At 64.8% G+C, this 25,763-nt stretch carries 29 protein-coding genes; 10 read left to right on the top strand and 19 right to left on the bottom strand.

Going from position 1 to position 25,763, the window contains the following annotated elements:
• Positions 1-30 precede the first annotated feature (30 nt).
• From NET02_RS15360 to NET02_RS15390, 7 genes are all read right to left on the bottom strand, one after another.
• Entirely contained in the window at positions 31-567 is a 537-nt protein-coding gene (locus NET02_RS15360) for a 3-phenylpropionate/cinnamic acid dioxygenase subunit beta (RefSeq protein ID WP_284058312.1), read from the bottom strand.
• Between the two features lie 49 nt (positions 568-616).
• The gene (locus NET02_RS15365) at positions 617-1,990 is read right to left on the bottom strand and encodes an aromatic ring-hydroxylating dioxygenase subunit alpha (protein WP_284058313.1); all 1,374 of its coding nucleotides are present in this window, start codon (positions 1,988-1,990) and stop codon (positions 617-619) included.
• A gap of 22 nt (positions 1,991-2,012) precedes the next feature.
• The gene (locus NET02_RS15370; RefSeq protein ID WP_284058314.1) at positions 2,013-3,041 is read right to left on the bottom strand and encodes a dihydrodipicolinate synthase family protein; all 1,029 of its coding nucleotides are present in this window, start codon (positions 3,039-3,041) and stop codon (positions 2,013-2,015) included.
• Between the two features lie 69 nt (positions 3,042-3,110).
• Positions 3,111-3,854: a GntR family transcriptional regulator gene (locus tag NET02_RS15375; protein WP_284058315.1), complete on the bottom strand. Its 744-nt coding sequence runs from the start codon at positions 3,852-3,854 to the stop codon at positions 3,111-3,113.
• A 412-nt stretch (positions 3,855-4,266) separates the two neighbouring features.
• Positions 4,267-5,145, bottom strand: coding sequence for an NAD(P)-dependent oxidoreductase (locus NET02_RS15380; protein ID WP_284058316.1), 879 nt, complete (start codon positions 5,143-5,145; stop codon positions 4,267-4,269).
• A 46-nt stretch (positions 5,146-5,191) separates the two neighbouring features.
• A complete protein-coding gene (locus NET02_RS15385) occupies positions 5,192-6,199 on the bottom strand; it encodes a nitrilase-related carbon-nitrogen hydrolase (protein ID WP_284058317.1) in 1,008 nt (335 codons plus the stop codon).
• A 266-nt stretch (positions 6,200-6,465) separates the two neighbouring features.
• Positions 6,466-7,464 carry a metallophosphoesterase family protein gene (locus NET02_RS15390; protein WP_284058318.1) on the bottom strand — a complete coding sequence of 333 codons (999 nt, stop codon included), beginning with the start codon at positions 7,462-7,464 and terminating at the stop codon, positions 6,466-6,468.
• Between the two features lie 649 nt (positions 7,465-8,113).
• Here NET02_RS15390 and NET02_RS15395 point away from each other — a divergent pair.
• The gene (locus tag NET02_RS15395) at positions 8,114-8,767 is read left to right on the top strand and encodes an STM3941 family protein (RefSeq protein WP_284058319.1); all 654 of its coding nucleotides are present in this window, start codon (positions 8,114-8,116) and stop codon (positions 8,765-8,767) included.
• Between the two features lie 186 nt (positions 8,768-8,953).
• On the opposite strand, the gene NET02_RS15400 is transcribed toward NET02_RS15395, so the two are convergent.
• The gene (locus NET02_RS15400; protein ID WP_284058320.1) at positions 8,954-9,808 is read right to left on the bottom strand and encodes an SDH family Clp fold serine proteinase; all 855 of its coding nucleotides are present in this window, start codon (positions 9,806-9,808) and stop codon (positions 8,954-8,956) included.
• 196 nt (positions 9,809-10,004) lie between these two features.
• Between NET02_RS15400 and NET02_RS15405 the strand changes: the two genes are divergently transcribed.
• On the top strand, positions 10,005-10,745 hold the full coding sequence (locus NET02_RS15405) for a PspA/IM30 family protein (RefSeq protein ID WP_284058321.1): 741 nt from the start codon (positions 10,005-10,007) through the stop codon (positions 10,743-10,745).
• Positions 10,742-11,020, top strand: a complete 279-nt coding sequence (gene pspAA / locus NET02_RS15410; RefSeq protein WP_284058322.1) for a PspA-associated protein PspAA — start codon at positions 10,742-10,744, stop codon at positions 11,018-11,020. Before NET02_RS15405 ends, pspAA begins: the two co-directional genes overlap by 4 nt.
• Before the next feature lie 44 nt (positions 11,021-11,064).
• On the opposite strand, the gene pspAB is transcribed toward pspAA, so the two are convergent.
• Together pspAB and htpX are read right to left on the bottom strand one after the other, a co-directional pair.
• Positions 11,065-11,637, bottom strand: a complete 573-nt coding sequence (gene pspAB / locus NET02_RS15415) for a PspA-associated protein PspAB (protein WP_284058323.1) — start codon at positions 11,635-11,637, stop codon at positions 11,065-11,067.
• The gene (htpX, locus tag NET02_RS15420; RefSeq protein ID WP_284058324.1) at positions 11,634-12,551 is read right to left on the bottom strand and encodes a zinc metalloprotease HtpX; all 918 of its coding nucleotides are present in this window, start codon (positions 12,549-12,551) and stop codon (positions 11,634-11,636) included. The genes pspAB and htpX overlap by 4 nt, the downstream gene beginning before the upstream one ends.
• Positions 12,552-12,809: 258 nt before the next feature.
• Here htpX and NET02_RS15425 point away from each other — a divergent pair, with 258 nt between their 5' ends.
• Together NET02_RS15425 and NET02_RS15430 are read left to right on the top strand one after the other, a co-directional pair.
• Positions 12,810-14,264, top strand: coding sequence for an ABC1 kinase family protein (locus NET02_RS15425; protein ID WP_284058325.1), 1,455 nt, complete (start codon positions 12,810-12,812; stop codon positions 14,262-14,264).
• A gap of 2 nt (positions 14,265-14,266) precedes the next feature.
• Positions 14,267-14,494 carry a hypothetical protein gene (locus NET02_RS15430; protein WP_284058326.1) on the top strand — a complete coding sequence of 76 codons (228 nt, stop codon included), beginning with the start codon at positions 14,267-14,269 and terminating at the stop codon, positions 14,492-14,494.
• A 45-nt stretch (positions 14,495-14,539) separates the two neighbouring features.
• Here the strand turns inward: NET02_RS15430 and NET02_RS15435 are convergent, their stop codons facing one another.
• From NET02_RS15435 to NET02_RS15455, 5 genes are all read right to left on the bottom strand, one after another.
• The gene (locus NET02_RS15435; protein WP_284058327.1) at positions 14,540-14,935 is read right to left on the bottom strand and encodes a TraR/DksA family transcriptional regulator; all 396 of its coding nucleotides are present in this window, start codon (positions 14,933-14,935) and stop codon (positions 14,540-14,542) included.
• 130 nt (positions 14,936-15,065) lie between these two features.
• Positions 15,066-16,310 (bottom strand): glycosyltransferase, encoded by a 1,245-nt coding sequence (locus NET02_RS15440; protein ID WP_284058328.1) that lies wholly within the window; start codon positions 16,308-16,310, stop codon positions 15,066-15,068.
• 45 nt (positions 16,311-16,355) lie between these two features.
• Positions 16,356-17,720, bottom strand: a complete 1,365-nt coding sequence (locus tag NET02_RS15445; protein WP_284058329.1) for a nicotinate phosphoribosyltransferase — start codon at positions 17,718-17,720, stop codon at positions 16,356-16,358.
• A gap of 40 nt (positions 17,721-17,760) precedes the next feature.
• A complete protein-coding gene (locus tag NET02_RS15450) occupies positions 17,761-18,492 on the bottom strand; it encodes an RNA polymerase sigma factor (RefSeq protein ID WP_284058330.1) in 732 nt (243 codons plus the stop codon).
• 95 nt (positions 18,493-18,587) lie between these two features.
• Entirely contained in the window at positions 18,588-18,959 is a 372-nt protein-coding gene (locus NET02_RS15455) for a hypothetical protein (RefSeq protein ID WP_284058331.1), read from the bottom strand.
• Between the two features lie 202 nt (positions 18,960-19,161).
• Here NET02_RS15455 and NET02_RS15460 point away from each other — a divergent pair, with 202 nt between their 5' ends.
• The 5 genes from NET02_RS15460 (at position 19,162) to NET02_RS15480 (ending at position 23,521) form a co-directional block, all read left to right on the top strand.
• A complete protein-coding gene (locus tag NET02_RS15460; protein WP_284058332.1) occupies positions 19,162-19,590 on the top strand; it encodes an Hsp20/alpha crystallin family protein in 429 nt (142 codons plus the stop codon).
• Between the two features lie 234 nt (positions 19,591-19,824).
• Positions 19,825-20,577, top strand: coding sequence for an endonuclease III domain-containing protein (locus tag NET02_RS15465; RefSeq protein ID WP_284058333.1), 753 nt, complete (start codon positions 19,825-19,827; stop codon positions 20,575-20,577).
• A gap of 139 nt (positions 20,578-20,716) precedes the next feature.
• Positions 20,717-21,499: an MBL fold metallo-hydrolase gene (locus NET02_RS15470; protein WP_284058334.1), complete on the top strand. Its 783-nt coding sequence runs from the start codon at positions 20,717-20,719 to the stop codon at positions 21,497-21,499.
• A gap of 108 nt (positions 21,500-21,607) precedes the next feature.
• Entirely contained in the window at positions 21,608-22,543 is a 936-nt protein-coding gene (locus tag NET02_RS15475) for a P1 family peptidase (RefSeq protein WP_284058335.1), read from the top strand.
• Between the two features lie 102 nt (positions 22,544-22,645).
• On the top strand, positions 22,646-23,521 hold the full coding sequence (locus NET02_RS15480) for a sugar phosphate isomerase/epimerase family protein (protein WP_284058336.1): 876 nt from the start codon (positions 22,646-22,648) through the stop codon (positions 23,519-23,521).
• Positions 23,522-23,608: 87 nt separating this feature from the next.
• On the opposite strand, the gene rpsI is transcribed toward NET02_RS15480, so the two are convergent.
• Genes rpsI through rplQ form a run of 4 tightly spaced genes read right to left on the bottom strand, consistent with a single transcriptional unit; the run spans position 23,609 to position 25,761 of the window.
• Complete coding sequence (rpsI, locus tag NET02_RS15485; protein WP_347711054.1) at positions 23,609-24,040, bottom strand: 30S ribosomal protein S9; 432 nt, start codon at positions 24,038-24,040, stop codon at positions 23,609-23,611.
• 16 nt (positions 24,041-24,056) lie between these two features.
• Complete coding sequence (rplM, locus tag NET02_RS15490; protein WP_347711055.1) at positions 24,057-24,524, bottom strand: 50S ribosomal protein L13; 468 nt, start codon at positions 24,522-24,524, stop codon at positions 24,057-24,059.
• Positions 24,463-25,377, bottom strand: coding sequence for a tRNA pseudouridine(38-40) synthase TruA (gene truA / locus NET02_RS15495; RefSeq protein WP_284058337.1), 915 nt, complete (start codon positions 25,375-25,377; stop codon positions 24,463-24,465). Before truA ends, rplM begins: the two co-directional genes overlap by 62 nt.
• Before the next feature lie 30 nt (positions 25,378-25,407).
• Entirely contained in the window at positions 25,408-25,761 is a 354-nt protein-coding gene (rplQ, locus tag NET02_RS15500) for a 50S ribosomal protein L17 (RefSeq protein ID WP_284058338.1), read from the bottom strand.
• Between the last annotated feature and the right edge of the window lie 2 nt (positions 25,762-25,763).

The following is a 25,763-nucleotide window of genomic DNA, read 5'->3' on the forward strand; positions in this document are numbered from 1 at the left end:
CGCACGCCTCCCTGATGATCGTCGAGCCGACTACAGGAAATAGGACAGGTTCCGAACGGACAGCACACTTTGGTCGACGATGATCGTGCGCCGGGCGATACGCCAGCCAGACTCAGTGCGCCGCAGCAGATCGGTACGCTGGGTGGACAAGAGCTCGTATTCCGGTAGCTCTCCTCGCGAGCGATAGATCAGGACGTTGTAGTGGACGTGGTACTCGTCCTGCTGGTCCGCAGGGCGAACACGGATGTTGGACAGATAGTAACGAACACGCGAAGGTGGATCTTCCGCCCAGGCATATTCAGTGTTCAGGCGAGCGACGCGAACGGCCAGCGTCTGCTTCGTGTCGTCGAACAGCCGGCCGGTCGGCGAAACCTCCCAGGCTGCTCCGCGTTCCCGCGTGACGCGGATCGGCACCTCGTACAAGGCATCATCCGTGAAGAGTTCGACCCAATCGTCATATCGCCGCTCGACGAGCAGTGCTGCTTCATCGTAGAGAAACTGCGAAATCTCGTGGTGAAGCAGCAAATCGTCGACCGTTGGGGAGGAACGCGTAACCGCTTCAGTCATGGCCTTCCACCTCTCCACTGTGGGCCTGGCACCAGCCTCAGCACCACCCCTAGTCAGCGACAGGTTGCGTCTCCGGCGGATGGAAGGCTGGCGGCACGCGAGCCGGGTCGACGGGCTCACCAAGGGGTGTCAGCAGATAGTTCAACCAGGTGCCCCAGAGGTTGCGGAAACCAATCTCCGTAACATACGGGGTAAATGCGCGCCCTGGCCCTGGAAAGTCAGCGATCGGCTCCAGGTCGAGCCCCTGGAGATAGGCAAGTTCGAAGCTGTCGGCGTTGAACGCGGCGTGCTGCCGGGAGAGATTTGTCCAGTTCTCGAAGTCGTCTTGTTCGAAGGTCCCGGCAGCGCCGAAGGCCAGACTGTAGACACGGTAGATCTCGTGCTTCAGTTCGGCGGGGATGTGCTTCGGTACGAGACACCACGTCCACATCTCGATCTTGCCCGGTCCGCGCGGATGCCACAGTCGCATAGTGCAGAACTTCAACCCGGGCTGGCCCGGAGCGAGACTGAACGGTTGGATGAGGAACGAGAGGTTCGGGAAGACGGTGGCCACGGACATGCGGGCGTCGCGGAACACGCTGATCTGCTCAGGGGACAGCGCGTTCATGTATCCTTCGACAACTTCGGGTGGAAAGCCGACGAAAGGCGGTAGCCCTGGCGTGTGACCGATGCCGATACAGTGGCCTCGACCGGGGATATGGACAGCGTAACCCATAAAGTGCGTGCGGCCACTCGAGGGATAGAACCCGAGCGCAAAGCCGAACTGGTGCGCGACCGGGGTATGATACCCGTCTCCTCCGAAATTCTCGGCGCAAATCTTCCAGTCCGTATCGGAGACCCAGCGCTCTGGCGGGCCGTACACTTCCGCGCCCTCGGGTCCAGGCTTCAGGAAGAAGTCGAGGTAGAACTGGAAGCCCCCGAGATACTCGTCGAGCGGGTCCGCGTTCGGGTCGAGAGTGCCGAAGATTAGCCCACCGTACGTGTCGATGCGGACTGGGCGTAGTCCCCATTCGGCTCTGTCCAAGCGTCCACGGTAGACCTCGCGATGATACGGAACGCCGATGAGCTCGCCCGTATTCTTGAACGTCCAGCCGTGGTACGAGCAGCGGAAGTGCGACGCATTGCCCATCTCGGCCTTGCAGACCTGGTTCCCGCGATGCGTACAGGCGTTTCGGAATGCTCGCACTTGCCCGTGCTCGTCTCGAACCACAATGACCGAAAGGTCGGCAATCCAGCGCAGCACGTAGTCGCCGGGGTGTGGGATCTCCGACTCGTGAGCCAGAAACACCCAAGCGCGCGAGAAGAGGCGTTGCTTCTCGAGGGTATGAACGGCTGGATCGTTGAAGATCTTGGCCGGAATGCGCCCCTCGGGCAACGTCTCCCACATCCGGTGGAGGTAGTCCGGGATGACGGGGGCAGTCATGTGCACACCTCCTGCCTTGCACTCACTGCACGACGGCGGATCGTGCGGCAAGACGATCACGCACCTCCTGGCGCAAGACCTGCCAGCGGCGCACGTGCTCGAGCGTGGACGAGACGTGATCCTGTGGGAGCAGATCCATGTAGTAGGGTGGCCGGCTCGGGCCGGGCTTCATGTACCCAGCCGCCTCGTAGCGCAGGCGCTCGAGTTGGATGTTGTACCGCGCGAACTCGGGGAAGTCGCGACTCACGATGAACGGCTCGTGCGCCCACAAGATGCGTTCGGCGATCCAGCGCCCTTCTTCGAAATCGTTGGCGAGAAGCACATCACGGAGGTAGAAGACCGGCTCCGGGCCACAGGTCGCGGTGGTGCTCCAACACCCAGGAACCTGGTCACCGTACAGGCTATACGCAAAGAACCAGATGCACTCGATCGGGAAGAGACGGATCTTCCCCTGGACAGCCTGAAGATCGTTGTGATAGCGGAATCCGATCGCCGCGCCACCGGCATACTTGACAGCGACAACCTGCGGGATGTCGGCCAACGCTGCATAGACCTCTGTCGGGATCACGCCGCGAAACGCGGCTGTATTGTCGTAGACGCAGATCGCGAGCTCGGGAACTGCCGCCGCCACGTCCTGGTAGAAGCGGATCATCGTCTTAGCAGTCATCTCCGACCACATCGGTCGGCCGAGCAGGACGCCGACGGCCCCGATGTCGCGCAGGAAACGCATGCGATCGATGGTATCGCGCGTGTTGAGGGTCGTCGCGCCGATGAACAGGGGGAAATCGGGGTTAAAGGCCCGCACCGTTTCGACGACAGCCGATGCGAAGGCCTTCCACTCGTCGAGCGTCAGGGTCCCCATCTCGCCGAGGGTGCCATTGGTCGCGATGCTGTCAGCCCCGTCGTGGAGCAGGCTCCGGATCATCCGCTCGGTCTCGTCGAGGTCGACCGTATCGCGCGCCGAGAGATCGCCACCGTTGTCCTTGGCAGGTGTCGGCGGGTATGCCATTACGCCCTTGAGGTCCTGCGCCGAAATCCGTGGGAGTGTCACCGATCTACCCCTTTCGATCTTGCGCTCCGCAGCAACACAACACGACAGTGCAGCCCCTTCCCCTGCTTCTCAGCCGAGTCGATGACCTCCTCTCTGTCGTGTCGCGACTCGTCTCCCGTCAGTCGGAACATCGGAGCTCGGCGTCCCCGTCTTGTCGAGGACACTGAACATCGCGTCGGCAGCATTCCGGATATGCTGGCGAGATCGTTGGTCCGCGAGGCGGGCGTCTCGACGTTGAATGGCTTCGACGATCTCGCGCATCTCGGCCAAGCTGACCTTGAGCCGGCCAGGGGCTTGTAGCGACGTCGCGCGCAGGAATCGGAAACGCCATTGCAGCGATTTCAGGAGCGATTCCAGAATGGGATTCCGCGCTCCTGCCAGCAGCAACCCGTAGAACTGATCCTTGAGCAGGAGATACCGGCGGAAATCATCCTCTGCGACGGCCTCCGCGAGACTATCCAGAGTCAAAGTCAGCTCGGCGATCTCGTCATCGGTAGCGCGCTGGGCAAACAGTGCGGCGGCAAATCCCTCCAGGACCTCACGCACTTCGTAGAGTGCAAGCGCCATGGCGCTGTCGAACTGAGCGACGATGAGTCGTCCGAGTTCGTCCCGCTCCAGTAGACCTTCGGCTTCCAGCTCGCGCAGCGCCTCGCGCAGGGTCGGTCGAGAGATTCCGAGCGTTGTGGCGAGCTGCCGCTCGCTCAATCGCGTTCCAGGACGGAGCAAGCGCTGCGCAATCGCCTCGCGTAACACCTGAACCGCTGTGCTTCGCGTGGGTGCGATGACTCGCGGAATCTTGGGCAACGTATCCATCGCTCGGCCTCCCGCACCGAGGAGCGTAGCACGAAATGGCTTGATTGTCAAGACCGTCTGGTGGTCTGACCATTTTTGGCTCGTCCTGAGCCGGCTCGGCTCCAGCCACTCGCTCAACGGCTGGACCCACAACGATTTCAAAGCTATCCGTCGCCGAGCAGGGCGTGATTGAGTAACGCGTGATCCAAACCCGGGGGAAGACGATTCGGCGCTTCTACCTGACCCAGAACAGATATCCTGGTCGCATCCCAGCGAGGTTAAATCGGTTCGCGCTCAACGACGCCATTGTTCGAGCGATGATTTGATCTGGATTGCATGGAGAAGCTCTCCCAGGCTAGGTGAGATTTTGAGATCCTGTAACGTCAACGAACGTACCTCTGATCCGCAGAGAGCGGATGGGCGGGAGTAGCGTCTACCGGCGGCGATTGGCGGTGACGGCCAGGAAGAGGGCAGACATGTCCTCCTCGCCGTGCCCCATCGCGATCGCCTCCTCGTAGCGCGACCTCACCGCTTCGGTGATCTCCAGCGGCTGCCCGCCGCCCTCGGCTGCTTCCAGAATCAGCCGGGCATCCTTCAGCGCAAGCCTCAACGAAAAGCTCGGCTCGAATCGGCGCTCGACCATCATCCGCCCCTTGACGCGCGCAAAGGGCGCGTCGAGCGGCCCGCCCTCGATCGCCTCGAAGAACCAATCCGGGTCGACGCCGATCGCCTCGGCCAGCGCCAGGGTCTCCGCCAGAGCGCCCAGGAAGCCGGCAATCCAGTTGTTCGTCACCAGCTTCAGCCGGCTCCCCATCCCCGCCGGCCTTAGCCAGAGCGTCCGTCGCCCGATCGCGTCGAAGATCGGCTGGCAGCGCTCGCGGAGCTCCTCGGGTCCTGACGCCAGCACGACGAGCGTGCCCTCCTCGGCCGGCTGCCGCGTGCCGAGCACCGGCGCGTCGACATAGGCAATCCCGCTCTCGGCGGCGATGCGCCCGAGCCGCTCACATCCCTCGATGCCCACAGTGCTCATCTGCAGCCAAACGCCACCCGGCGCTAGCGCGCCCAGCACGCCATCCCGGACCACCTCCTCGATGACGCTGGCGTCCGGCAAAAAGGTGATCAGGAAGTCGGCATCCCGCGCCGCGGCAGCCGCGCTCTCCCCGACCTGAATACCCTCGCGCGCCAGCGGCTCCGCCCTCTGCGGAGTCCGGTTCCAGACCCGCACCTCCATCCCCGCGCGCAGCAGGTTCCGCGCCACCGCGATGCCCATGATCCCGGTGCCCAAAACCGCAACGCGTGCGCGACTACTCATCGACGCACAACCCCTCTCTGGTTTGGTCCCCGTGAGCAGCACGACCTCAGCTCTGACTGGTCGCCCGCGCCGCCTCCACGAGTTCCACTCGCGGCATGTCTTTCGCCTCCGGCTCCGGGACCGTCCCACCGGTGAAGACGACCGCCGGCTTCGGCGACTCGTCTACGACCAGGCGGAAGATGTCCGGCCGGGCATAGTGCCCGACGACGTCGAAGTCGTACTTCCCCCTGATGATCTCCCTGAGGTCGAGATCGGCCACCAGCACGGTCTCGCCGTCGAACGCCGGACCGGCCAGCACCTCTCCCAGCGGCGACACGATGAGCGATCCACCTCGGCACAGGACAGCGTCAGGATCGTGCATGCCCTCGATCGGGTAGTCCTCCGGATAGTCGCGGCGGCGAGCGAACTGGTTAGCCGATAGGACGAAGCACCGCCCCTCGCAGGCGATGTGCCGCATGCTGGCGATCCAGGTGTCCCGGGCATCGGCTGTCGGCGCGCAGTAGAGTTGAATTCCTTTCTGGTACATCGCCATCCGGAGCAGCGGCATGTAGTTCTCCCAGCAGATCACCGCGCCTAGCCGGCCGATCGCGGTTTCGAACACCGGGAGGGTCGATCCGTCGCCGAAGCCCCACACCAGTCGCTCAGCCGCCGTCGGCATCACCTTGCGGTGCTTGCCCATCAGCTCGCCGGCCGGATCGAAGAACAGGACGGTGCAGTAGAGCGTTCCAGCGGAGCGCTCGATGACGCCGATAACCAGGTACACACTGCGCTCGCGCGCCATGGTACCCAGCCGCTGCGTCACCGGACCGGGCACGTCGATGGACGATTCCCAGTAGCGCCGGAAGAGTTCCCGGCCTTCCGGCGTGCGCGAGCCGATGGTCGCGCCGAAGGTAACGCCACGCGGATAGCAGGTGACGAACGCCTCGGGGAAGACGACGAGCCGGGCACCGCTCGCGGCAGCGTCGTCCAGAAAGCGCTGGGCTTTCTCCAGGGTTCCGTCCAGGTCGAAGGCTACCGGGGCCGCCTGCACCACGGCTGCTCGAACGACGGTCATAGCCGAACCTCCCAATTGTCGCGCGGCGGATGAATCCTGCTGGTTTCCATTGGCAGGCTTATGGAAGGATCAGCCGGCGCTACAGATGTCCTTCTCAGGCATTATAAACCGAGGGATACCAGGGCCCGCGGGGCAGCGTTACGCCGGCCTTCGGGCGAGCAGGCTCGCGAGCGCCGAACCATGCGAGACCCGGTAACCTGTCCAGAGAGCGCTAACGCTCGGAGCCGGCCAGCTCTATTAGGTCGAGCCAGCAGGCGCTGGCTGCGTTACGAGTGGCAGGTACCTTGCCCGGCGTCGGTAAAGGTACCACCGGCGGCCGGAATGAATTGCCACTCGTACGAGTCCGGTCGGAGGGTGAGCTTGAGAACGCCGTATGTCTGATGATCCCGCACCTCGCTGGCTGGGTGGATCTCGGCGAACGGCCGCAGGCTGCGCCCGCCAGTGCCAACCACGAAGGAGCGGATGCCGCGCTCCGGATCGACCTGCCCTTGGTCGTTCAGCGGCGCGAAGCGCTCGTAGTCGTGGTCGTGACCGGTTAGTACCACGTCGACGCCATACTCGTAAAGGATCTCCCAGATGGCCTGCATCGAACGGAAGTCGCCGTGCTGGCCCGAGCTGAAGCGAGGATGGTGCCAGTAGGCGACGGCACACTGGGTAGGGTGCGCCGCCAGATCACTGCGCAGCCACTCCGCCTGAGGGGAGTCGGCGTGACAGCCCCCCACCTGCTTGCAATTCGAGTTGAGCACCACGATATGCCACCGACCGAGGTCGTATGAGTAGTAGCCCTTGCCTGGCTCACCCGCCAGCTCTCCGAAGTAGGCGAAGTAACCGGACGCTCCCGGTGTCTTGTACTCATGATTGCCCACCGCAGGCCGGATCCGCTCCTTGTGCCGGCCCCAGGCAGGGGCGAAGCATTGGGCGTACTCTTCCGGCTTCCCCGACTCGTAGACCGTGTCACCCAGCGCGGCGATCAAGCCGGGCTGCCCATCGAGGAGCGCCGCTGTTGCCTCGTCACCCTCACTCTTGCAGGACGCGATATCCCCCACCGCGAAGAGGACGGGATCCGCCTGCTCCACCTTACCCTGCAGCCCGGGCGCGCCCTCGGTAGAGGGTGTGCTCGAGTCACGCGACGCCGGTGTCTCGAAGCCGGGGAGTTGGACGGGCGTGCTCGGCGTATCGGTGGGCACGCCACAAGCAGGAGCGAGCAGCGTGAGCAGCAGCGCGATAAGGGCGGGCTTCGAGCGAAATCGTCGCGAGCGCTGCATCGGGCGTACCCTCCCGAGCGGAACGAGTGTCCAATCGCCTATCTATGGGAGACTCGACAGCGAAGAGCCAGGGAACAAAGCCAGGGATCGGAGGCCCGGCGGGCGATACAGTCGGAGCGTGCGGCCGGTACAATCCCTTGCCACCGGTGGCGAGAGCGCACGCTGGTAAATATGTCGCACCCAAATCTAGATGCCGGTTCTCGGCATGGCCAGGCAATCGACTATCCATCCGTTGCTCATTTCCTAGTCAACCGGTGTCCAATTGCTGTCCACGGTAGACCGGAGGACTCCATAGCGAAGTACGCCGAGATGGCGTTTCAGCATCGCGGTCGCGCCGCTCCACATACCGCGAGCCGATCGCGGATCTTCTACCGGACGTCGAGGTGAATAAGAGCAACTCGGGTCACACCCGCGTATCATGAGGTATGTCGACAGCCATTCGACTCCCGAGTTGTGGCAGCGCACGAGTGGATCCTGAGCCATCGCCGAGACGACGGCGTCTACGCACTCGGACGCCAGACCCAGTGAGCGACGGCTAGTTCACTGCCCGGCTCGAATCGTGCGAGGCCTCTGGGAGGATTATCCGGAAGGTGCACACAGCGGGTATCACAGATAGCGCGCAACGTTCGGCCCCAGAGCAGGAGGGCGAATGGCGTTGGACGACGTGGAACGAATCGAGATCCGCGGGTCCGCCTGGAAAGTCACCCTGGCGTTCATAGCGTCTGCGGCGTTCGCCCTTACTGGGTTCGCTCTGGTCGTCTACTCCGAAGACACGTTCGCTAAAGTTGCGGGAATCCTCTGCATCGCATTCTTCGGCGTGTTCGGTGCGGTGGCGCTGTACGGGCGAGCGCGCGGGGACTACCAGAGGATAGCCGTTTCACGGGCAGGCCTCGAAGTCTACCTTCCGGGGGTCGGATGGCGGCTTATACCCTGGGGCGACATCGAGGAGATCTCCGTGCTCGAGGTCGCCGGGCAACAGTTCACCGCGGTGCGCCTCCGGAGCTACGAGGCACTGCTCGCGGGGCTGACCCCCGAGAAGTCCCGTGCGGCCGCGCGCAGGTTCGCCGCCCTGGGACTGTTCGGGCAAGCCACCGCCGCGCTGCTAGGAGGCTCCCGTTTGGGGCACCTCGTGCAGGGCTCGGAAGCGGTCAGGGACTTGCCGAGCATGCTCGCGTTCAGCCGAGCAAGGTTCGGGGCGGAGCTGTTGTTCGGGTGGGATCAGCGCGATCGCAATGCTCACGACTTCGCCGAGTTCTTGAAGGAGTGGCAGCGAGCGGGAAACTCTGAATCAAGGCCCCGGTAATGGAGGCTTGCCCCGGACCCACACGGCACTCAGTGTGAGACGGTGAGCTGCGTTGCTGCGCGGCGCGGTCGATGAGCTGGAACCACGCCTCACCTCGTGGAAAGCAATGTCGCGGTGGTGACCGAAGCTACGCTCGACCGGTGGCGCAGCGCGCGAGCGCCCATGCTGACTGGCCATCCAGCCTGATCAAGGGCGTCGCTCGCCCCGGCCACGGTCACGCTGCGGCGGCTCGTATGGAAGCGGGATGTACTGCACCGAGGGGCGCCGCTGGCTCGTCTGAGGATAGAGGTCCATGAGCTGGTAGACCTCTTCCGGGATTCCGGTGTTGACGGGCAGGCCGAGCGCCTTCGCTTCCTCCACCGCGATCGGGTAGTCGTGTGTCCACTGCCCGCAGGTGAGCGCGTCCGCCAGTGGCTCGGCCTGCTCGCGCCCCATCCCGTTCGCCGAGAGGACTTCGATCACCGTGGAGCGCACCTGCTTGAGCGCCTTCTCGCCGATATCGGCGAACACGAGCGTCTGATCGTCGATCTCAGCAATCGGCTTCTCCCGGACAACCCTTAGGAGCGAGGCCGCCGGGAACTGCCCGATCTGGGGATCGACCGGCCCCAGTACCGCGTTCTCGTCCATCACGATCTCATCGGCAGCCAGCGCGATCAGCGTCCCGCCCGACATCGCGTAGTGCGGCACGAAGACGGTGACTTTGCCTTTGTGACGCACGAGCGCCTGTGCGATCTGCTCTGCCGCCAGCACCAGCCCTCCGGGCGTGTGCAGGATGAGGTCAATTGGAAGATCGTCAGGCGTTAGGCGAATCGCCCGGAGTACCGCCTCCGCGTCCTCGATGTCGATGTAGCGCGCCAGCGGGAGCCCGAGGAAGGAGATCGACTCCTGCCTGTGGATCATCGTGATAACGCGCGTGCCACGCTTGCGCTCGATCTGGTGGATCATTCGCAAGCGCTGGGCTTCCAGAAAGCGCCGCTGCACGACGGGCGTGAGTACCGAAAACAGAAAGAAGAGCCAGAACAGCAGGCCGATGATCTCCATCGCCTCGCCTCACCACTCGCTCGGCTCACAGTTCCCAGGCAACGCCCAGGCAATGCCCATCTACTGAACAAGCTACCAGCCCGAGCACCCACCGGACAAGAGCCCGCGCCGCTTTCAGCTCGAACCGCTTTCGTGCAAGCCCTCCCCTGCCCTATAATCCTTCCCGGCAGCCTGTGCCGGAAGGGAGCGAGCGATCATGGGGTTGATCTCGAGAATGACGACCCTCATCAAGGTCAAGCTGAGCCGCCTGCTCGACCGTGCCGAGGACCCGCGCGAGACCCTGGATTACGCGTACGAGCGGCAGCTTCAGCTCCTGCAGGAAGTGCGCCGCGGCATCGTCGATGTAACGACCTCCAAGCGGCGGCTCGAGCTCCAGCGGGCAAAGCTCCAGGAGAGCCTGGACAAGCTGACGCAACAGGCGCGCCAGGCGGTGGCCGCTGGTCGGGAGGACCTCGCCCGGCTGGCGCTGGAGCGCAAGGCCGTCGCCCAACAGCAGATCACCACGCTGGATCAGCAGATCGCGAGCCTGGAGCAAGAGCAGGCCAAGCTCGAGCAGGCTGAGACGAGGCTGCGGGCGAAGGTCGAGACCTTCCGGACGCGCAAGGAGGTGATCAAGGCACAGTACTCCGCAGCCGAGGCGCAGGTTCGGATCAACGAGGCGGTCACCGGCATCTCCGAAGAGATGGCTGATGTCGGTCTGGCACTCGAGCGGGCCGAGCAGAAGACCGAGCAGCTCCAGGCCCGCGCCGGAGCGATCGATGAGCTGCTCGCCTCCGGCGTTCTCGAAGATCTTACTGCCGGATCACAGGACACGATCGAGCGGGAGCTCGCCAGGGTCACTGTTACCGAGTCTGTCGAGGCCGAACTGGCGGCACTGCGCCGCGAGCTAGGACAGCCCGAGCAGCCCAAGCAACTCGGGGAGGGGAGCAGCACATGATCGTGCGGATCTCGACGGAGGGCCAGTACCGGCTGGAGAGCACCTACCTCGACCAGCTCAACGCGATCGATAACGCCGTCGTGGAGGCCATCGCGGCGAACGACGAGTCGCGCTTCCGGACACTGTTCCAGTCCATGCTCGATCTGGTTCGCCAGCACGGCAAGCCGGTGCCGCCAGAGGAGTTCGTCGAATCAGACATTATCTTGCCCCCTCCTGATACCTCATTCGAGGAGGCGCGGGAACTCTTCGCCGGCGAGGGCCTAGTTCCGGGCTAGCAGCAGCCACGCTGGACCGGCGGCGGACCGGGTGCAGAGCGTTCTCAAAGCGGAATACCCCACAAGGGATACCAGCGCTCGAGCTCAGGCTCGATCGGGAGTTCGCGCTGGAGCGCGTTCGCCAGGCGGAGCTCCAGCGCGTGGTCGCGCTGCTGATCTCCGCGCGGCGCGAACGGCGTGAAGCGCCCTCGCTTGTACTGGTAGATCCAGTAGAACGGTTGGCCATCCGGCGACGTGAACCGGAAGACGGCAGCCAGGAGCTGTTCCCCGAAGCCCTGCTCGAGCAGAGTCTGCGCCAGCATGTGGACGGCTGTGATCAGATCCTCGAAGTCAGGATCGCTCAAGATTACCCAGCGGTAACGATAGCGATCGACCTGCGTACGGTACTCGGTGCCAGCTTCGCGGGCGCTGACCGCGAGCAGCTCGTCGAGTTCCTGGCTCGCGCGGTCGAAATATGGCGACTCAACCGGGCGGAAGACCAGCGCCGCCTCCTGGCCCGGACGGAAGCCGAGCTGGGCCTCCATCGTGACGACCGCCGTGGAGAGCGCGATCAAGCCCTCGCTCCGGGCTGGTGGCGGCTGCGACCGCCCGAGCAGGATGTCGAGCAGGCGCTTCACAGCCCCTCCATCTCCCGGGCCAGCTCGCGCAGTCGCTCCAGCCGGCGCTCGAGCGATGGGTGCGTCGAGAACAGCTCCATCAAGGAGCTTCCCTTGATGGCCGGGATGATGAAGAAGGCGTTCAGCTCGGAGACTTCGCGCAGGTCGCGGTCAGGAATACGTTGCATCACCCCACTGATCTTGAGCAGCGCGGACATGAGCTGCGACGGCGCCCCGGTGATCAGAGCCGCGCCGCGGTCGGCCGCGAACTCGCGATAGCGCGAGAGGGCCAGGACGAGAAGGTGACTGACGAAATAGACAGCCAGTGAAACGAAGAAGACGAGCAGGAGAGCGGAGCCTCCTCCCTCTCTCCGGTCACGCCGCGTGCTCCACGAACCACTCCACGAGAGCATACGGACAATGAGCTGGGCCACCACAGCGAAGAAGCTGGCGATGGTCATCACCATCACGTCGCGGTTGCGGACGTGGGCAATCTCGTGGGCGAGTACTGCCTCGACCTCGCGCGGCTCCAGCGTGTCCAGCAGCCCGGTCGTCACAGCCACCACCGCCGCGCGTGGACTTCGTCCAGTCGCAAACGCGTTGGGAACAGGAGTGTCGACGATGGCCACCTTCGGCTTCGGCACATCGGCCAGCGCCGCCAGCCGCTCGACCATCGCGTGGAGATCCGGAGCCTGCCGCGGATCGACAACCCGGGCACCGACGCTCAAGAGCGCGATCTTGTCGGAAAAGAAATACTGGAAGCCGGCCATGATCGCCGCGATGATCAGGATCGTAACGGTGTCGAACCCCGACGAGATGAGCACCGCCATGAACGCTAGGTAGACGAGCGCCAGAAGCCCCATGACGAAGAGCATCCGGGCGGCTAAGCCAGGGTCGGCACTCCACTTGACTACTCGGCGCATCGAGTACGCCATCGTTCCAGCTCCTATGCGGCGTCGATTCACCGTTGCGATTATACTCTCGTCAACAACCTGTTTCCGTGAGCAATGAGGGGTGTTCGTGCCGTTCCGGACCGTTGGAACAAGGCTCGCGAAATTGCGTCAGGGCCTCTTCGTTTACCCGCTGGTGATCGCCTCGTTCACCGTTCTCACACCTGCTGGCAGGCCGCCCCTGCCCGCTACGAGATACGAGCTGGCAACGGCGGACACCGATCGTGCGAGCTCGAACCGGCGATGGTGACACCACGGATCTTCTTTCCGCGAGACTTCTTGCACCACCGTCGCCGGGTCGCCGAAATCGTCGCCGTCCTGTCGCGGCATGGCCTGGGCTGGCTCCTCGACCAGCTCGGCTTCGGCACTCTGGCTGTTCGCGAGCGTGGTCGCCTGCGCGCGCCGCGGCTCGATCATCGAGCGAGCGGAGCGGTTCACCTGCGCATGGCCCTGGAAGAGCTCGGCCCGACCTTCATCAAGATCGGGCAAGTGCTCTCGACTCGGGAGGATCTGCTTCCTGCCGAGTACATCTCGGAGCTCGCCAGGCTCCGAGACCGCGTGCCGCCAGTGCCTACCGAGGCGGTGGTTCAAGAGATCGAGCGTACCTTCGGCCGGCCGCTGGCCGATCTCTTCTGCGAGTTCGATCCCGAGCCGCTGGCGTCAGCCTCGATCGGGCAAGTGCATGCGGCCAGGCTCCGGATCGGCACCACCGTCGTAGTCAAGGTCCGCAAGCCTGGAATCGCGGAGGCGATCGAAGAAGACCTCGCAATCCTTGCTCAACTCGCGCGAGTCGCGCAGCGGCGCGCCCCGCTGGCCGAGTATTACGATCTGGTCGGGCTGGTCGACGAGTTTGCCTGGACAATCAGGGCCGAGCTCGATTACCGGCGGGAAGGACGCAACGCCGACAAGCTGCGGGAGCAGTTCAGCGGGAACCCCGATATCGTCATCCCCCGCGTGATCTGGGAGCGAACGGCCGAGTCGGTGCTTACGCTCAAGCGCATCGACGGCATTCCGATCGATGACGTCGCTGCGCTGGATCGCGCCGGGATCGATCGCCCGGCCCTCGCCCAGCGGGCAGCCCGCGTCGTGCTCGACGCGATCCTGTTGCACGGTTTCTTTCACGCCGATCCGCACCCCGGCAACTTCGCGGTACTCCCCGACGGTCGGATCGTCGCCTACGACTTCGGCATGGTGGGGCGACTCGACTCGCACACCCGCGACAGCCTTCTGGAGGCTCTGGTCGGCGTGATCCGCCAGGAGCCCGACCGCGTCATCGATGCCCTGATCAGGCTGAATATCATCCGCCATGAATCCGAGCGGGCTGGCCTGCGCCGCGATCTCCAGCACCTCATCGACCGTTACTACGGGATGGCGCTCGGAGAGTACCGCCTGCACGAGGTCGTCGGTGACCTGCTTACGATCATGCGTCGCCGGCGTCTGGTGCTGCCCACCGAGCTGATGCTCGTGCTCAAGACGCTGATGATGCACGAGGGCGTCGGGCGACACCTGAACCGAACTTTCAGCCCTTCTCCGTCGCCGAGCCATACGTCCGGCGCATCCTGCTCGAGCGATATCTGCCTCAGAACTGGCTCCCCAGGATCACCGAGACGGCCGACGACAGCATCCGCCTGCTCACCGAGCTACCCCGGCGCCTCGACCGGCTGCTCCGCCAGCTCGAGCACTCGGACATCGAGGTGACGATGCATATCGCTGAAGCCCAACAGCTTATCCAGCGACTGAGCGCGATGATCAACCGGCTGATCATCGCGATCCTTGTCGCAGCCGGTCTGATCAGCCTGGGCCTGCTGCTCTCGGTCTGGCACCCAGATTGGCTGCTCGCTTGGCTGGGGCCGTTGATGGGCCTCGGAGTCGTGTTGCTCCTGCTGACGAGTTTCCTGCTTGCCTGGCGTGTTCTACGCGGCCGGTGATCGGCGGCACCACGGGGAAGCCATTGACGCTTCTCCCGCGTCGGCTCAGCGGCGGCGCTGGCCCTGGGTGGCCTCGAATCGCTCCTGGTCGCGGATACAGCGCTCGGCCCAGGGAATCGCTTCCAGCCGCTCCGGCTCGATCGGCTGCCCGCACTCGACGCAGATCCCGTAGGTACCGCTGTCCATTCGCTTGAGCGCAGCATCGACCCGGCTGAGCTCATCCTCGAGCGCCAGCATGAGGGTGGCGTCGACCTCGGCGGAGAAGAGATCCGACGCCTCGTCAGCAGGATGAGTGGCCACCGTGCCCTCGTCTTCCTGATATTGAGACTCTGCCGAGAGCGAGGACTGTGCCGCGGCGAGCTGCCGTTGGAGATCCATCCTGTGCGCAAGCAGCCGCTCCCGCATCGTCTCCAGCCACGCGGGGTCAAATACCGTGGACACGCCTACCCTCCCTCGCGTTGTGCCCACACCTCGGCACGTCGTCCTGATCATGAACCCCTCCCCAGGCCACTGATGACCAAGCGTGAGCTACTCCTACCGCATCTCACACCCCGTGCATCGCGCAACGGCGCTACAGACCGAGGAGTTCGCATATGAACGCCAGCTCATCCTCGATCATTCGCGTGATCAGGAAAAGACGACGAACATGCTCCTTGCCTTCACGCGCGAGCTTGCGCGCCTTCTCCCGATGCTGCAGGATATCCCGTACGCGTTCGACGAACCCTTGCTCGTCCTCTGGGTCGACCAACAACGAGCTCGCTGATTCGACGACCTGCAGCACGATCCCCCCGGTCCGTCCGGCGACGATGGGCGTCTCTTTCCACAGTGTCTCGCTTACTACGAGCCCGAACCCCTCACGAATCGATTTCTGGATCGCCACGTCGGCGCAGTGCTGGAAAGCATTCACCTCCACGCTGCTGATCCCGGTGAGGTTGCTCCCGACGTGAATGTCCGGGTCATCGCTCGCTTCTGCCCGTATCCGCTCGTAGAGGTGCCATCCCTCTGGGTCATCGTGTGCCATCGACCCCAGTAGAGCGAGTTGCAAGCCGGGCACGGCTTGGCGTACCGCCCGGTACACGCGCAAGACCCCCAGCGGATCCTTCCAGGGATCGAACCGCGATACTTGCAGGAGTAACGGACGACTCCGATCCACGCCGTGCCAGGCCACAATCCGCTCGCATACGTCGGCCGGCAGGCCAATATTCTTGGGGCTGAGTGGGTCAATGCCGGGCGGGATGATCCGAAGCCGTTCGCGCCGTAACGAGGGCAAGACGAACGACTCCATCGTGAAGATGAACGCATCATACGGCTGCAGAAAGGGGCTGAGAAAGTCGGCGACTTCAGGGTTAGGCTGCGACGTATCGATGTGGCATCGCCAAATCCAGCGCCCCTGAGCGTTCGCCAGGAAGTGCCTGATGGCTGCAGGCTGCGGATCGTGCACGATGTACACGTCGTAGTCGCCTTCCAGGCGACCGGCGTTCGCGGCGCTGTTGTGCAGGTAGATCTCCTGCGCCTCATGGGCGAGCGTGTAGCGCCCGCCTTGGAGGGCGTTGTGAATTCCCTTCGTCACCTCGAAGAATCGCGTATCGCCGGCGATCACTAGCCAGTCTACGTGCAGGCCGAGCCCTAGAAGCAGGGCTACCTCCGACCGCAGGAGCTCCGAGACGCCTCCTCCGTACGGGGTTGCGTTGATGTGGACCATCCGCGCGCCGCGCAGGCGAGACGAGAGCTCGCTCAATCGGGTGATGCTCTCTTCGCCGATGAGCGGCCGGTAGGGTTCCAGCGGCATCGGCGTGAGATCGACACGGTGCAGCATCTGCTCGCTCCCCTCGTTGCACGAGCGGGACACCCGCTGCCCGGATCAGAGCCCCTCGCGCGCCCGGATCGCAGCGACGGCTGCCTGCTGGCGTGCCTGTAGGACAGGGCTGAGTCGTACGGGATACGGCTCGACGCGATCGATGCGCCGGAGCGACTCCGGGAGTCGCTCCATACTGGCGAGATGTTCCGCCCGCAGCTCCTCCACCGAGGGCAGGTCGACTAACCGTCCTGCGCGCATAACCGGCTGCAGGAGCGGCTGCCAGCCTGGACCCGGCGACGGCTCGTCGCGCGCGGCGATCAGATCTTGATCGAAACGACCATCTGCCCCGAGGTGGCGCCACACCTGCTTCGGCCCGACCAGCGTCTGCTTGCCCGTGCTGAGCTTTAGTGCCGGTCGTCCGTCGTATTCGACGAGCTTGTAGGCCATGTCCACGAGCGGCGCGTCCTCCGAGGTGCCGAGCCGCGATCCGACGCCGTAACCATCGATCGGCGCGCCAGCCGCCGTCAACGCTGCCAGCTCGAATTCATCGAGTCCACCGCTTGCGAAGATCTGGATATCCGGGAATCCCGCCTCGTCGAGAATTCGTCGTACCTGTTTGCTCAACTCTGCCAGGTCGCCGCTGTCCAGGCGCACAGCGCGCACTCGCCGACCCTCAGCTCGCAGCTCCCTCGCTACCTGCACCGCGTGCTGCGCGCCGCGAAGCGTGTCGTAGGTGTCGATCAGCAGCACTGGATCACCCGGGTAGGTGCGAGCGAACGCGCGGAAGGCCTCCAGCTCCGAGGGAAAGGCTTCGATGAACGAGTGGGCGACCGTGCCCGTCACCGGGATCCCGTAGCGCTCTCCTGCCAGCACATTGCTGGTGGACGCGAAGCCGGCGAGATAGGCGGCCCGGGCAGCGGCCAATCCGGCATCGAAACTCGGCGTTCGACGCAGGCCGAAGTCGACGAGCACCTTTCCTGGCGCGGCCAGGCGACAACGGGCAGCCTTGGTCGCCACTAGACTGGGATAGTGGATCGCGTTGATAATCAGCGTCTCGATGAGCTGCGCTTCCAGGATCGGCGCCTCGACCTCCAGCACCGGCTCCTCAGGAAAGAGGACCGTGCCTTCTCGAACCGCCCAGATATCCCCGGTGAACCGGAAAGACGCCAGGCTGTCGACGAAGTCGCGCGGCAACACCGGGAGGGAGCGCAAGTAGTCCAGCGCTTGGTCGTCGAAGTGGAGCTGCTCGAGATACCGAAGCGCCTCCGTAATGCCAGCCACGACCAGGAAGCTGCGGCGAGGTGGCAGCTTGCGAACGTACAAGCTGAATATCGCCTTGCCCCGCATCCCTAGCGCGTGGTAGCTCGCAGCCATCGTCAGCTCGTAGAGGTCAGTCGAAAGAGCAACCTGGTGCACTGTCGCGACCATGCGAGGGGACTCTCTCCCTGTTCACTTCGCGTTGCCGGTCCTAGCCGGCCTCGGAGAACTGCATTTCGCGCAGCGCTTCGGCCAGGAAGGCCCGGCTAATCTCAACGATCGAGCGCACCTGTTCAACCGGTATGCCCTCGGCCTCGGCTACCATGTCTTCGTTCCAGCCATCGACGGTTCGCATCAGGAACACCTCGCGCCAGAGCTCCGGGAGGCGGTCGAGCGCCTGCTCCAGTAGCGCCTGCGCCTCTTGCGTCAAGAGCAAGTCTTCCGGGAGCTCCGCGTGCGGGTCCGCCAGAATATCGATCAGCCGGACTACCTGGTCGGGCCAGTCTTCGCCGAGGGTCGCCACCGGCTCTTCGAGCGAACGCTCGTGCTCGATTCGCCGGCGCTCAGCGTCGATCGAGGTACGAATGACCCGCCGGGCGAGGCGGCGGAGCCAGCGAAACAGTCCTTGCCGAGGCGCCTCGTGGGCGTGCTGTAGCGCCCGCACGAACACGGTGTCGACGAGCTCATCCTCGCTGAGCGCATCCGGCGGGACCGCACCGAGCGCGACCCAACGCCCCAGTTCACGCCGGACGAAGCGCCGCAGCGGGCGGACGTGCTCGACCAGACGAGCGGCGAATGCCTTTCGCTGGTCTGCCACGCTCACATTGTCCGGGGACTGCTCGCCTCTCACGATCTCCGCCTCGATCTGCGCGTGCAAGCGTTCAAGCAGGCGCTGCCTCACCTGGCGCTCTTGGTGATCGGCATCTCGGCTCTCGACCGGCACCTCCCATCCTCCTTACCGCGCGAGTCCGGTCACCGTTCGTTGCATCATACCGAACGGAAGCTGCTTGCGGCGAAAAGCACCGAACCGGTGCGAGCTCAACTGCCTTCCTCCGGCGGCACAGGCGGCTTGACTGTGCCCGGATGCTGGCGTGCGCGACGGATCGCGTCTTCGCGATGGAGCTTGGAGAGATGCCGTTCGATCGCATCGTAGAGGTCGCTGAAGGCATCACGAAGTGCTTGGGCCGGGTTTTGACCCGCACCCCGCGCGACCAGATCTCGATCGGGAACTCGGAGGAGGAGCCGAGCAGTGTAGGAGTCACTCCGCTGGTGATGCTCGATGGTGATGTCGAGCTGGGGCAGGTCAGCGGGCAGTCCCGACAGCCGCCGCTCGAGTACGCGGATCTCTCGCTCGACGACATGCCGAACCTTCTCGGGATCAACACCCAGATCGTGGTACCGGAACTGCATGCATCCCTCCCTGTCTGTCGTACCCGGAGGATCCCATCATTCACGCTGGCTTCGTCCGCATGTCCCAGATCGCCGTTTCAGGATAGCACGAGGCAGCGGAGAAGGCTCGTCTTGGCGCTCGATGTTCTGTCCAGTACACTGCGGTCACGTACACTTCGCTATGTGGAGGATAGACGCTACTACGATCTGAAAGGAGGCCACAATGAGCATCACGAGCTGGTCCCCTCTGCGTGAACTGGAGACGCTGCGGGAGCGCCTCGACCGGCTGGTCTCTGAGCTCACCGGCCGCGAGGGCGGCGCATTGGGTATTCCGCTCGACATTCAGGAGACTACCGACGCCGTGATCGTGCGAGCTTCATTGCCCGGTTACAGGCCAGAGGATATTGCCGTCGAAATCAACCAGGGCGTGTTGACAATTCGCGGGGAGAGCCGCGAGGAGCGCGAAGAGACCGGGGCAACCTGGCATCTCAGGGAGCGGCGGGTCGGTTCGGTCTATCGCGCAGTGACCTTGCCAGCGCCTGTCCAGGAGGACGAGGCCCAGGCTTCCTTCGAGCACGGCGTGCTCGAGATTCGTCTACCCAAGACTGCGCCGGCCCCGCAGCGGCGCATCCCTATTCAGGTACGATCCTGATCACCGATCGAGAGAGTTCTGCGAGAGCCGGGGCACTCACCTGAGGGGCCCCGGCTCGGTCCGCATGCGCGCGGAACCTGAGGGCCCATCATTGACTGGGCTGTGAGCTGACAACATCGAGTCTCGCCCCTCTAGAGCGCCAACATTTTCGAGATGGCCGGTATACTGGCACAAGCGTGGCCCTGTGGCGTGGCCCGAGCGCGGGCCAGCGCGGACGCTCCAGGAGACGGCCGAATGCCTGGTCACCGCCCCGAACGAGCGCATCGAACGACGCCCAGTCTAGGCAGCGCTGAGAAGGTCGCCCCGATCCTCGATGCCCTAGAACAGTGCTACGGACGGCCGACAAACCAGCCACACGGCAACGTGCTCGAGGAACTCGTCGGGACGATACTCTCGCAGAACACGTCCGATCTCAATGCCGATCGTGCCTTCGACTCGCTTCGGCAGGCATTTCCGGACTGGCACCAGCTCGCGCAGGCGAGCGACGACCAGATCGTGGAAGCGATCCGCTCAGCCGGTTTGAGCCGCCAGAAGGCTCCGGCTATCCGCGCGGCAGTCGCAGCGCTGCTGGACGCCGGAGGTGCAGACCGAACTCAGTGGCTCCAGCAAGCGCCGCTGGAGGAAGCGCGCGCCTGGCTCGAGGCACTACCCGGAGTAGGGCCGAAGACCGCCTCCTGCGTGCTGCTCTTCGCGCTCGGTCGGCCGGCATTGCCGGTGGACACGCACGTCTATAGGGTCTCTCAGCGGCTGGGCCTCCTGCCTCCCGGTGTCCCGGCGGCGTCAGCGCACAAAAGTCTCGAGGCCATCGTGTCGCCCGACGATGTGTACCGGTTTCATGTTCTCCTCATCCGGCACGGGCGCGTGGTCTGCCAGGCGCGTCGTCCGGCTTGCGAACGCTGCGTGCTGACCATCTGGTGCGACTACTACAATCGCCAGCGGCAGGGGAACGTCCCCGAGCGTGAGCGATCCGCACGGGTCGAGACATAGCCGGCTGCTTCCGGATCGGCGCGTTTCATGGCGTTCCGGCTCGCCCGCCCGATACGGGCCCTCGAGCCCTGGATGCGGTTGCGCATGCAGTTCGGTCACCGGTGCCCGACCGCTCGCGGTTGCGACAGAGAGGATGAACATGATCCGGATTACTGTACTGGGCGGAGCGGCGGCTTGCCCTAATCCAGCGCAGGGTTGCTCAGCATATCTCGTCGAAGCCGGCGACCGGCGCCTACTGCTCGACTGCGGGCCGGATACCCTAGCAACACTCCAGGAATACGCCGCGATCGACGAGGTGTCCGCTGTCATCATCTCGCACCTGCATGCCGACCACACGCTCGACCTGGTTCCGCTCCGCTACGGGCTCAAGTACATGCCGGGCCTTACGCGGCGCTCAGTTCAGCTCTGGTTGCCTCCGGGAGGGAAAGCCTTCCTGGCTCGACTGGCTGCGGCGCTGGCGAGCGGCGGCGAGACGGCCGAAGGCTTTTTCGAGGAGGTCTTCCAGGTCGCCGAGTACGTTCCCGATCAGCCACTCGACCTCGGCACGGTGAGGGTGCGGTTCCACCCAACCCGTCATTTCATCCCCTGCTGGGCTTGCCGGATCGAGTCAGCAGGCCGGGTGATCGTCTATCTCGCAGATACCGGCCCCCTCCCGGAGCTCGTTCCTTTCGCCGAGAGAGCAGACCTCGTCATCTGCGAAGGGACGTACTTGGAGGAGCCTGGGAGCACCCTAGCCGAGCACCGCGGCCATCTCACCGCCCGCGAAGCCGGTGCGCTAGCGGCTGCGGCTGGAGCAGCCCGGCTACTGCTGACTCATTTCTGGGCGACGCTGGGAGTGGAAGCTCTTCGCCAGGAGGCTGAAGATGGGTTTGGCCAGCCAGTCGACCTTGCGGCTCCGGGCCTGGTCATCGAGATCCCTTGACCGGCTGCGAGAAGCTTTAGTGCGAGATCGGGTCTTCCGGCCCTTGCCACGCCACAGGCTCATGCCCGCTCGCCCGGGTACCCGTCGCTCCGATCCGGGAGGTGCCCGATGGTGAAGGTCATAGAGCCACCGTTCTCCCTCGATGGCTTTCTGGTCGGACACTGGACCCATCCGAGCGGAGAGACCGGCTGTAGCGTCGTCATCGCTGAACGGCTATCCCCAGCCGTGGCCGAGGTGCGCGGCGGCGCCCCGGGCACGCGTGAGACCGAGCTGCTACGGCCAGGAATGCTGGTTCAGCGGGTGGATGCCGTGCTGCTCACCGGCGGCAGCGCATTCGGCCTAGCCGCCGCGGACGGCGTGACACGCTGGCTGGCCGAGCGCGGGCGCGGCTTTCGCACGAGTGTGACTCCGGTGCCGATCGTGGCTGCCGCAGTGCTCTTCGATCTCACGCGGCCCGACTCACCTCGCCCCGATGCCGAGGCTGGCTACCAAGCAGCGGCGGCGGCAGTGGCGAACGGCTGGGATTCGGGGCGGATCGGAGCAGGGGCTGGGGCCCGGGTAGGCAAGGTGGCAGGCAGTGAGAGGTCAACGCCGGCGGGTCTCGGCACCGCGAAGGTAGAGACGCCCTTCGGGGCCGTCGCCGTACTGGTTGCGGTCAACGCGGTCGGGGACATCATCGATCCTACGACCGGACGGATTCTCGCCGGCACCCGGCACGAGAGTGGAACGGGCTGGGCAGACAGCCGGGCACTGCTCCTATCAGGTGGCACGTCCTTGCTATCCAGTCCTTCCAATACAACCATCGCTGTCGTGGCGACCGATATCCCAGTCGACCACGACACGCTGACTCGCATGGCCATCGCAGCACACGATGGCCTCGCGCGCGCGATCCGGCCTGCCCACACGTTGCGTGACGGCGATACGGTCTTCGTGGTCGCATCACGCGAGGGCCGGCCCGATCCACACATCACTCTCGCTGCCTCGGCTGCCGCGGAAGTCGCGATGGAGCGGGCGATCTGCCTCAGCGTGCGGGCGCAGCGCTAAGTGCCGGCCAGCCGGCAGCAGGTGATACACTCAACGCCGGGGGCAACGGTACCTGGGGGACAAGGCGGCAAGGATTGGCGCGCACGGCGAGAGGTCACATCGATGCAGGTTCTCCTCTCCACCGGATCGCTCTCCTGGTACTCGCTCCCCCAGCGCTTTGCCATCGCACGCGCTGCGGGGGTCGATGGTCTGGAGTTGCTCCTCACCCCGCGGCTCGCGCGTCGCGGTGTCGAAAGAGTGCGCGAGCTAGAAGAGGAGTACGGACTCCCGGTCCGAACCGTTCACTCGATCCTGCGCGTCCAGCTTCGCAGCGCCGAGCAGATGGCCGCGGACATCGTCGAGTCGGCGCTCCTGGCGGCCTCGTTCGACGGATGCTCGGCGCTCGTTATCCATCCTCCCCCTGCTCCACACGCTCAGACGCGAGAAGCTAGGCAATGGTTCGACGCGGTCGCGAGAGCGTTGGAGATCGCTGAAGGGGCGAGCTTCCAGCTCGCGCTCGAGAACCTCTCGCGCTCGCGACCGGGACAGCGTCCAACCGCGTTCGATCAGCTCGAATACGTGCTTCGCGTGGTCGGAGAATGGGATCTCCGCTTCACGCTCGACACCGCGCATGCCGCCAGCTTTGGTTGGGATCTCGTGGCGACGGCGAGCGCGATGCTGCCGCGGCTCGCGAATGTGCACCTGAGCGATGCGGTAGAGCGAGACTTTTACCTGAGCTTGGCAAATTCGCTTCTGCGTGATCACCGGCTTCCAGGCCGGGGAAGCCTGCCGCTCGCGCCGCTGCTCCGGCTTCTGGAACAGCGGCATTACGCCGGCTTCGTGACTCTAGAACTGAGCCCGCTGGCATTCGGGGTTCCACGGCCGTCGCGCGTGATCGAGCAGCTTCGGGACGCGATCACGTTCTGCAGGCACATCGGACAAGCAACGGCCGGTGGGGTGCCGCCGGGCTCGAGCCAGCGGAGCCGGGAGTCCGGGTAGCAGGTACGGTATGCGCCGGGAGGACGGTTTCTCCCGGCGCAGAGTCGATCTTCTCGAGTTTTCCCTTTACCCGGCGCGGGAAGCGTGCTACCGCTTGGTGTACTGCGGCGCCTTGCGCGCTCGCTTGAGCCCTGGCTTCTTGCGCTCCTTAACGCGTGGGTCTCGAGTAAGCAGGCCGGCACGGCGCAGAACCGGCTTCAGCTCCTCGTTGAAGCGGAGCAGCGCCCGGGCGATGCCATGGCGCACCGCCCCAGCCTGGCCAGAGAGGCCGCCACCGACGACACGGGCACGCACCTCGAACTGATCCAGCAGGTTCGTGAGCCGGAGCGGTTCCGCGATCATCACGCGATACAGCTCGCGGCCACCGAAGTACTCCTCCGCTGGGCGGTTGTTGATCACGAAGCGGCCGCTACCGGGGTAGAGCCGTACCCGCGCGACCGAGGTCTTCCGGCGCCCCACGCCGTAGTAGTAACGCTCTTTGGGTCGCTGCGTCTGCTGCGCTGCTCTCGCTTCCACCACGGTGTGCTCGACCTCCCTACGCCTCGATGTTCAACACTTCGGGCCGCTGCGCCGCATGCGGATGGTTCGGCCCCGCATACACCTTGAGCTTCTTGAACTGCTGCCGGCCGAGCGGCCCCTTGGGCAACATCCTTCGGACGGCCAGCTCGATCGGGCGGGTGGGATGCTTGGCGATCAGGTCGCGGAACGTGGTCGCCTTGAGCCCGCCGGGATAGCCGGAGTGACGGTAGTAGATCTTGTCGACGTTCTTGGTGCCAGTTACCCGCACCTTATCCGCGTTGATCACGATGACGAAGTCACCCACATCGATGTGCGGGGTGAACGCCGGCTTGTGCTTGCCACGGAGGAGCACAGCGATCTGCGTCGCCAGGCGTCCGAGGGTCTTCCCCTCGGCATCGATCAGGTACCACTTGCGCTCGACCTCACCTGGCTTCGCGACGTAGGTGCGCTGAATTTTGGCTCTCTTCTTCGGCTTGACTCCCATATGTCTCTCCCCTGCCGTAGCTTACCGGATTGTGCCCTGGCTCAGGCGGACGCTCGTCGAGCTCCTCGCCAGAATAGGCCACGCGCCACAGTACCAATCCCTGCGGCGGCGCCGGAGGTGGCGCCAGGCGTCGATCCCGGGCCTCCAGCAACTCGCCGAGCCAATCCGGAGTTCGTTCCCCTGTGCCCACAGCCACCATCGCGCCCACAATGTTCCGCACCATGTGCGGGAGGAACGCGTCTGCGCCGATCTGAAACTCCAGGAGGCGCGCGCCACGATCGACTCGATCGATCGACTGCTCGAGCGGGCGCCAGCGCGCCACGGTGATTGTGCGCACACTTCGCTTTCCCGATCCCGGGATCCCGAGCCCCTTCCCGGCGAACGAGCGCAAGTCGCGGGTACCCACCAGTACCGCCGCTGCTGCTTGCATCGCCTCCACATCGAGCGATGCGCACACACGCCAGGCGTAGCGCCGGAGCAGGAGCGGCGGGGCGTGCCCCGACCAGATACGGTAGCGGTACTCCCGATAGCGGGCCGAGCGGCGGGCATTGAAGCCGGGCGGTACGGGCTGAACCCGGTAGACCACCACGTCATCGGGCAGCACCGCGTTGAGCGCCCGAGCCAGCTCTTCCGGGCCACGCTTCCAGGCCAGCTCGCCGCTGGCCACCTGCCCCACGGCATGCACGCCGCGATCGGTTCGGCCAGCCAGGACGAGAGTGACTGGACCGCCGGTAAGCCGGCCCAGAGCCTCTTCGAGAACGCCCTGCACGGTTCGGCGGCCGGGTTGCCGCTGGGAGCCGGCGAACTCGGTCCCATCGTAGCCGAAGTCGATTCGGAAGAGCTGAGCTCCCATCCCACGGCTACCGCCGCCCACACGCCCGTACTAGGCCACGAACTCGATCAAGGCCATCGCCGCGCCATCGCCCCGGCGTGGACCGAGCTTGTAAATCCGGGTGTAGCCTCCGGGCTGCCCCTCGAAGCGCGGCGCGATAACGTCGAACAGCTTTGCCACAGCGCGCTCATCGGCCAGGCGTGCCATGGCCAGGCGGCGATGGTGTTCCGTATCCTCGCGCGCGAGCGTGACCAGCCGCTCGACGATCGGGCGAATCGTCTTCGCCTTCGCCTCCGTTGTCCTGATCCGCTCGTGCAGGATCAACGAGACCGCCAAGTTGCGGAAGAGCGCCTTTCGCTGGTTCGTGTTCCGGTTGAACTTCCGCCCGGCTTTCCGGTGCCGCATGC

Origin of the sequence: Thermalbibacter longus (assembly GCF_023806485.1) — a bacterium.
Classification (GTDB): Bacteria; Chloroflexota; Chloroflexia; order Thermomicrobiales; family Thermomicrobiaceae; genus Thermalbibacter; species Thermalbibacter longus.

Bases quoted from the DNA above. Each gene is read 5' to 3' on its own strand.
- NET02_RS15480 (WP_284058336.1), top strand. From the start codon at position 22,646: ATGCAGGTTCTCCTCTCCACCGGATCGCTCTCCTGGTACTCGCTCCCC.
- htpX (WP_284058324.1), bottom strand. From the start codon at position 12,551: ATGGCGTACTCGATGCGCCGAGTAGTCAAGTGGAGTGCCGACCCTGGC.
- NET02_RS15430 (WP_284058326.1), top strand. From the start codon at position 14,267: ATGCATATCGCTGAAGCCCAACAGCTTATCCAGCGACTGAGCGCGATG.
- NET02_RS15365 (WP_284058313.1), bottom strand. From the start codon at position 1,990: ATGACTGCCCCCGTCATCCCGGACTACCTCCACCGGATGTGGGAGACG.
- NET02_RS15385 (WP_284058317.1), bottom strand. From the start codon at position 6,199: ATGACCGTCGTTCGAGCAGCCGTGGTGCAGGCGGCCCCGGTAGCCTTC.
- NET02_RS15465 (WP_284058333.1), top strand. From the start codon at position 19,825: ATGCCTGGTCACCGCCCCGAACGAGCGCATCGAACGACGCCCAGTCTA.
- NET02_RS15470 (WP_284058334.1), top strand. From the start codon at position 20,717: ATGATCCGGATTACTGTACTGGGCGGAGCGGCGGCTTGCCCTAATCCA.
- NET02_RS15455 (WP_284058331.1), bottom strand. From the start codon at position 18,959: ATGCAGTTCCGGTACCACGATCTGGGTGTTGATCCCGAGAAGGTTCGG.
- rplM (WP_347711055.1), bottom strand. From the start codon at position 24,524: ATGGGAGTCAAGCCGAAGAAGAGAGCCAAAATTCAGCGCACCTACGTC.
- NET02_RS15475 (WP_284058335.1), top strand. From the start codon at position 21,608: ATGGTGAAGGTCATAGAGCCACCGTTCTCCCTCGATGGCTTTCTGGTC.
- NET02_RS15395 (WP_284058319.1), top strand. From the start codon at position 8,114: ATGGCGTTGGACGACGTGGAACGAATCGAGATCCGCGGGTCCGCCTGG.
- NET02_RS15440 (WP_284058328.1), bottom strand. From the start codon at position 16,310: ATGCTGCACCGTGTCGATCTCACGCCGATGCCGCTGGAACCCTACCGG.
- NET02_RS15405 (WP_284058321.1), top strand. From the start codon at position 10,005: ATGGGGTTGATCTCGAGAATGACGACCCTCATCAAGGTCAAGCTGAGC.
- NET02_RS15445 (WP_284058329.1), bottom strand. From the start codon at position 17,720: ATGGTCGCGACAGTGCACCAGGTTGCTCTTTCGACTGACCTCTACGAG.
- NET02_RS15400 (WP_284058320.1), bottom strand. From the start codon at position 9,808: ATGGAGATCATCGGCCTGCTGTTCTGGCTCTTCTTTCTGTTTTCGGTA.
- NET02_RS15360 (WP_284058312.1), bottom strand. From the start codon at position 567: ATGACTGAAGCGGTTACGCGTTCCTCCCCAACGGTCGACGATTTGCTG.
- NET02_RS15375 (WP_284058315.1), bottom strand. From the start codon at position 3,854: ATGGATACGTTGCCCAAGATTCCGCGAGTCATCGCACCCACGCGAAGC.
- rplQ (WP_284058338.1), bottom strand. From the start codon at position 25,761: ATGCGGCACCGGAAAGCCGGGCGGAAGTTCAACCGGAACACGAACCAG.
- pspAA (WP_284058322.1), top strand. From the start codon at position 10,742: ATGATCGTGCGGATCTCGACGGAGGGCCAGTACCGGCTGGAGAGCACC.
- NET02_RS15380 (WP_284058316.1), bottom strand. From the start codon at position 5,145: ATGAGTAGTCGCGCACGCGTTGCGGTTTTGGGCACCGGGATCATGGGC.
- NET02_RS15460 (WP_284058332.1), top strand. From the start codon at position 19,162: ATGAGCATCACGAGCTGGTCCCCTCTGCGTGAACTGGAGACGCTGCGG.
- truA (WP_284058337.1), bottom strand. From the start codon at position 25,377: ATGGGAGCTCAGCTCTTCCGAATCGACTTCGGCTACGATGGGACCGAG.
- NET02_RS15390 (WP_284058318.1), bottom strand. From the start codon at position 7,464: ATGCAGCGCTCGCGACGATTTCGCTCGAAGCCCGCCCTTATCGCGCTG.
- NET02_RS15425 (WP_284058325.1), top strand. From the start codon at position 12,810: ATGGTGACACCACGGATCTTCTTTCCGCGAGACTTCTTGCACCACCGT.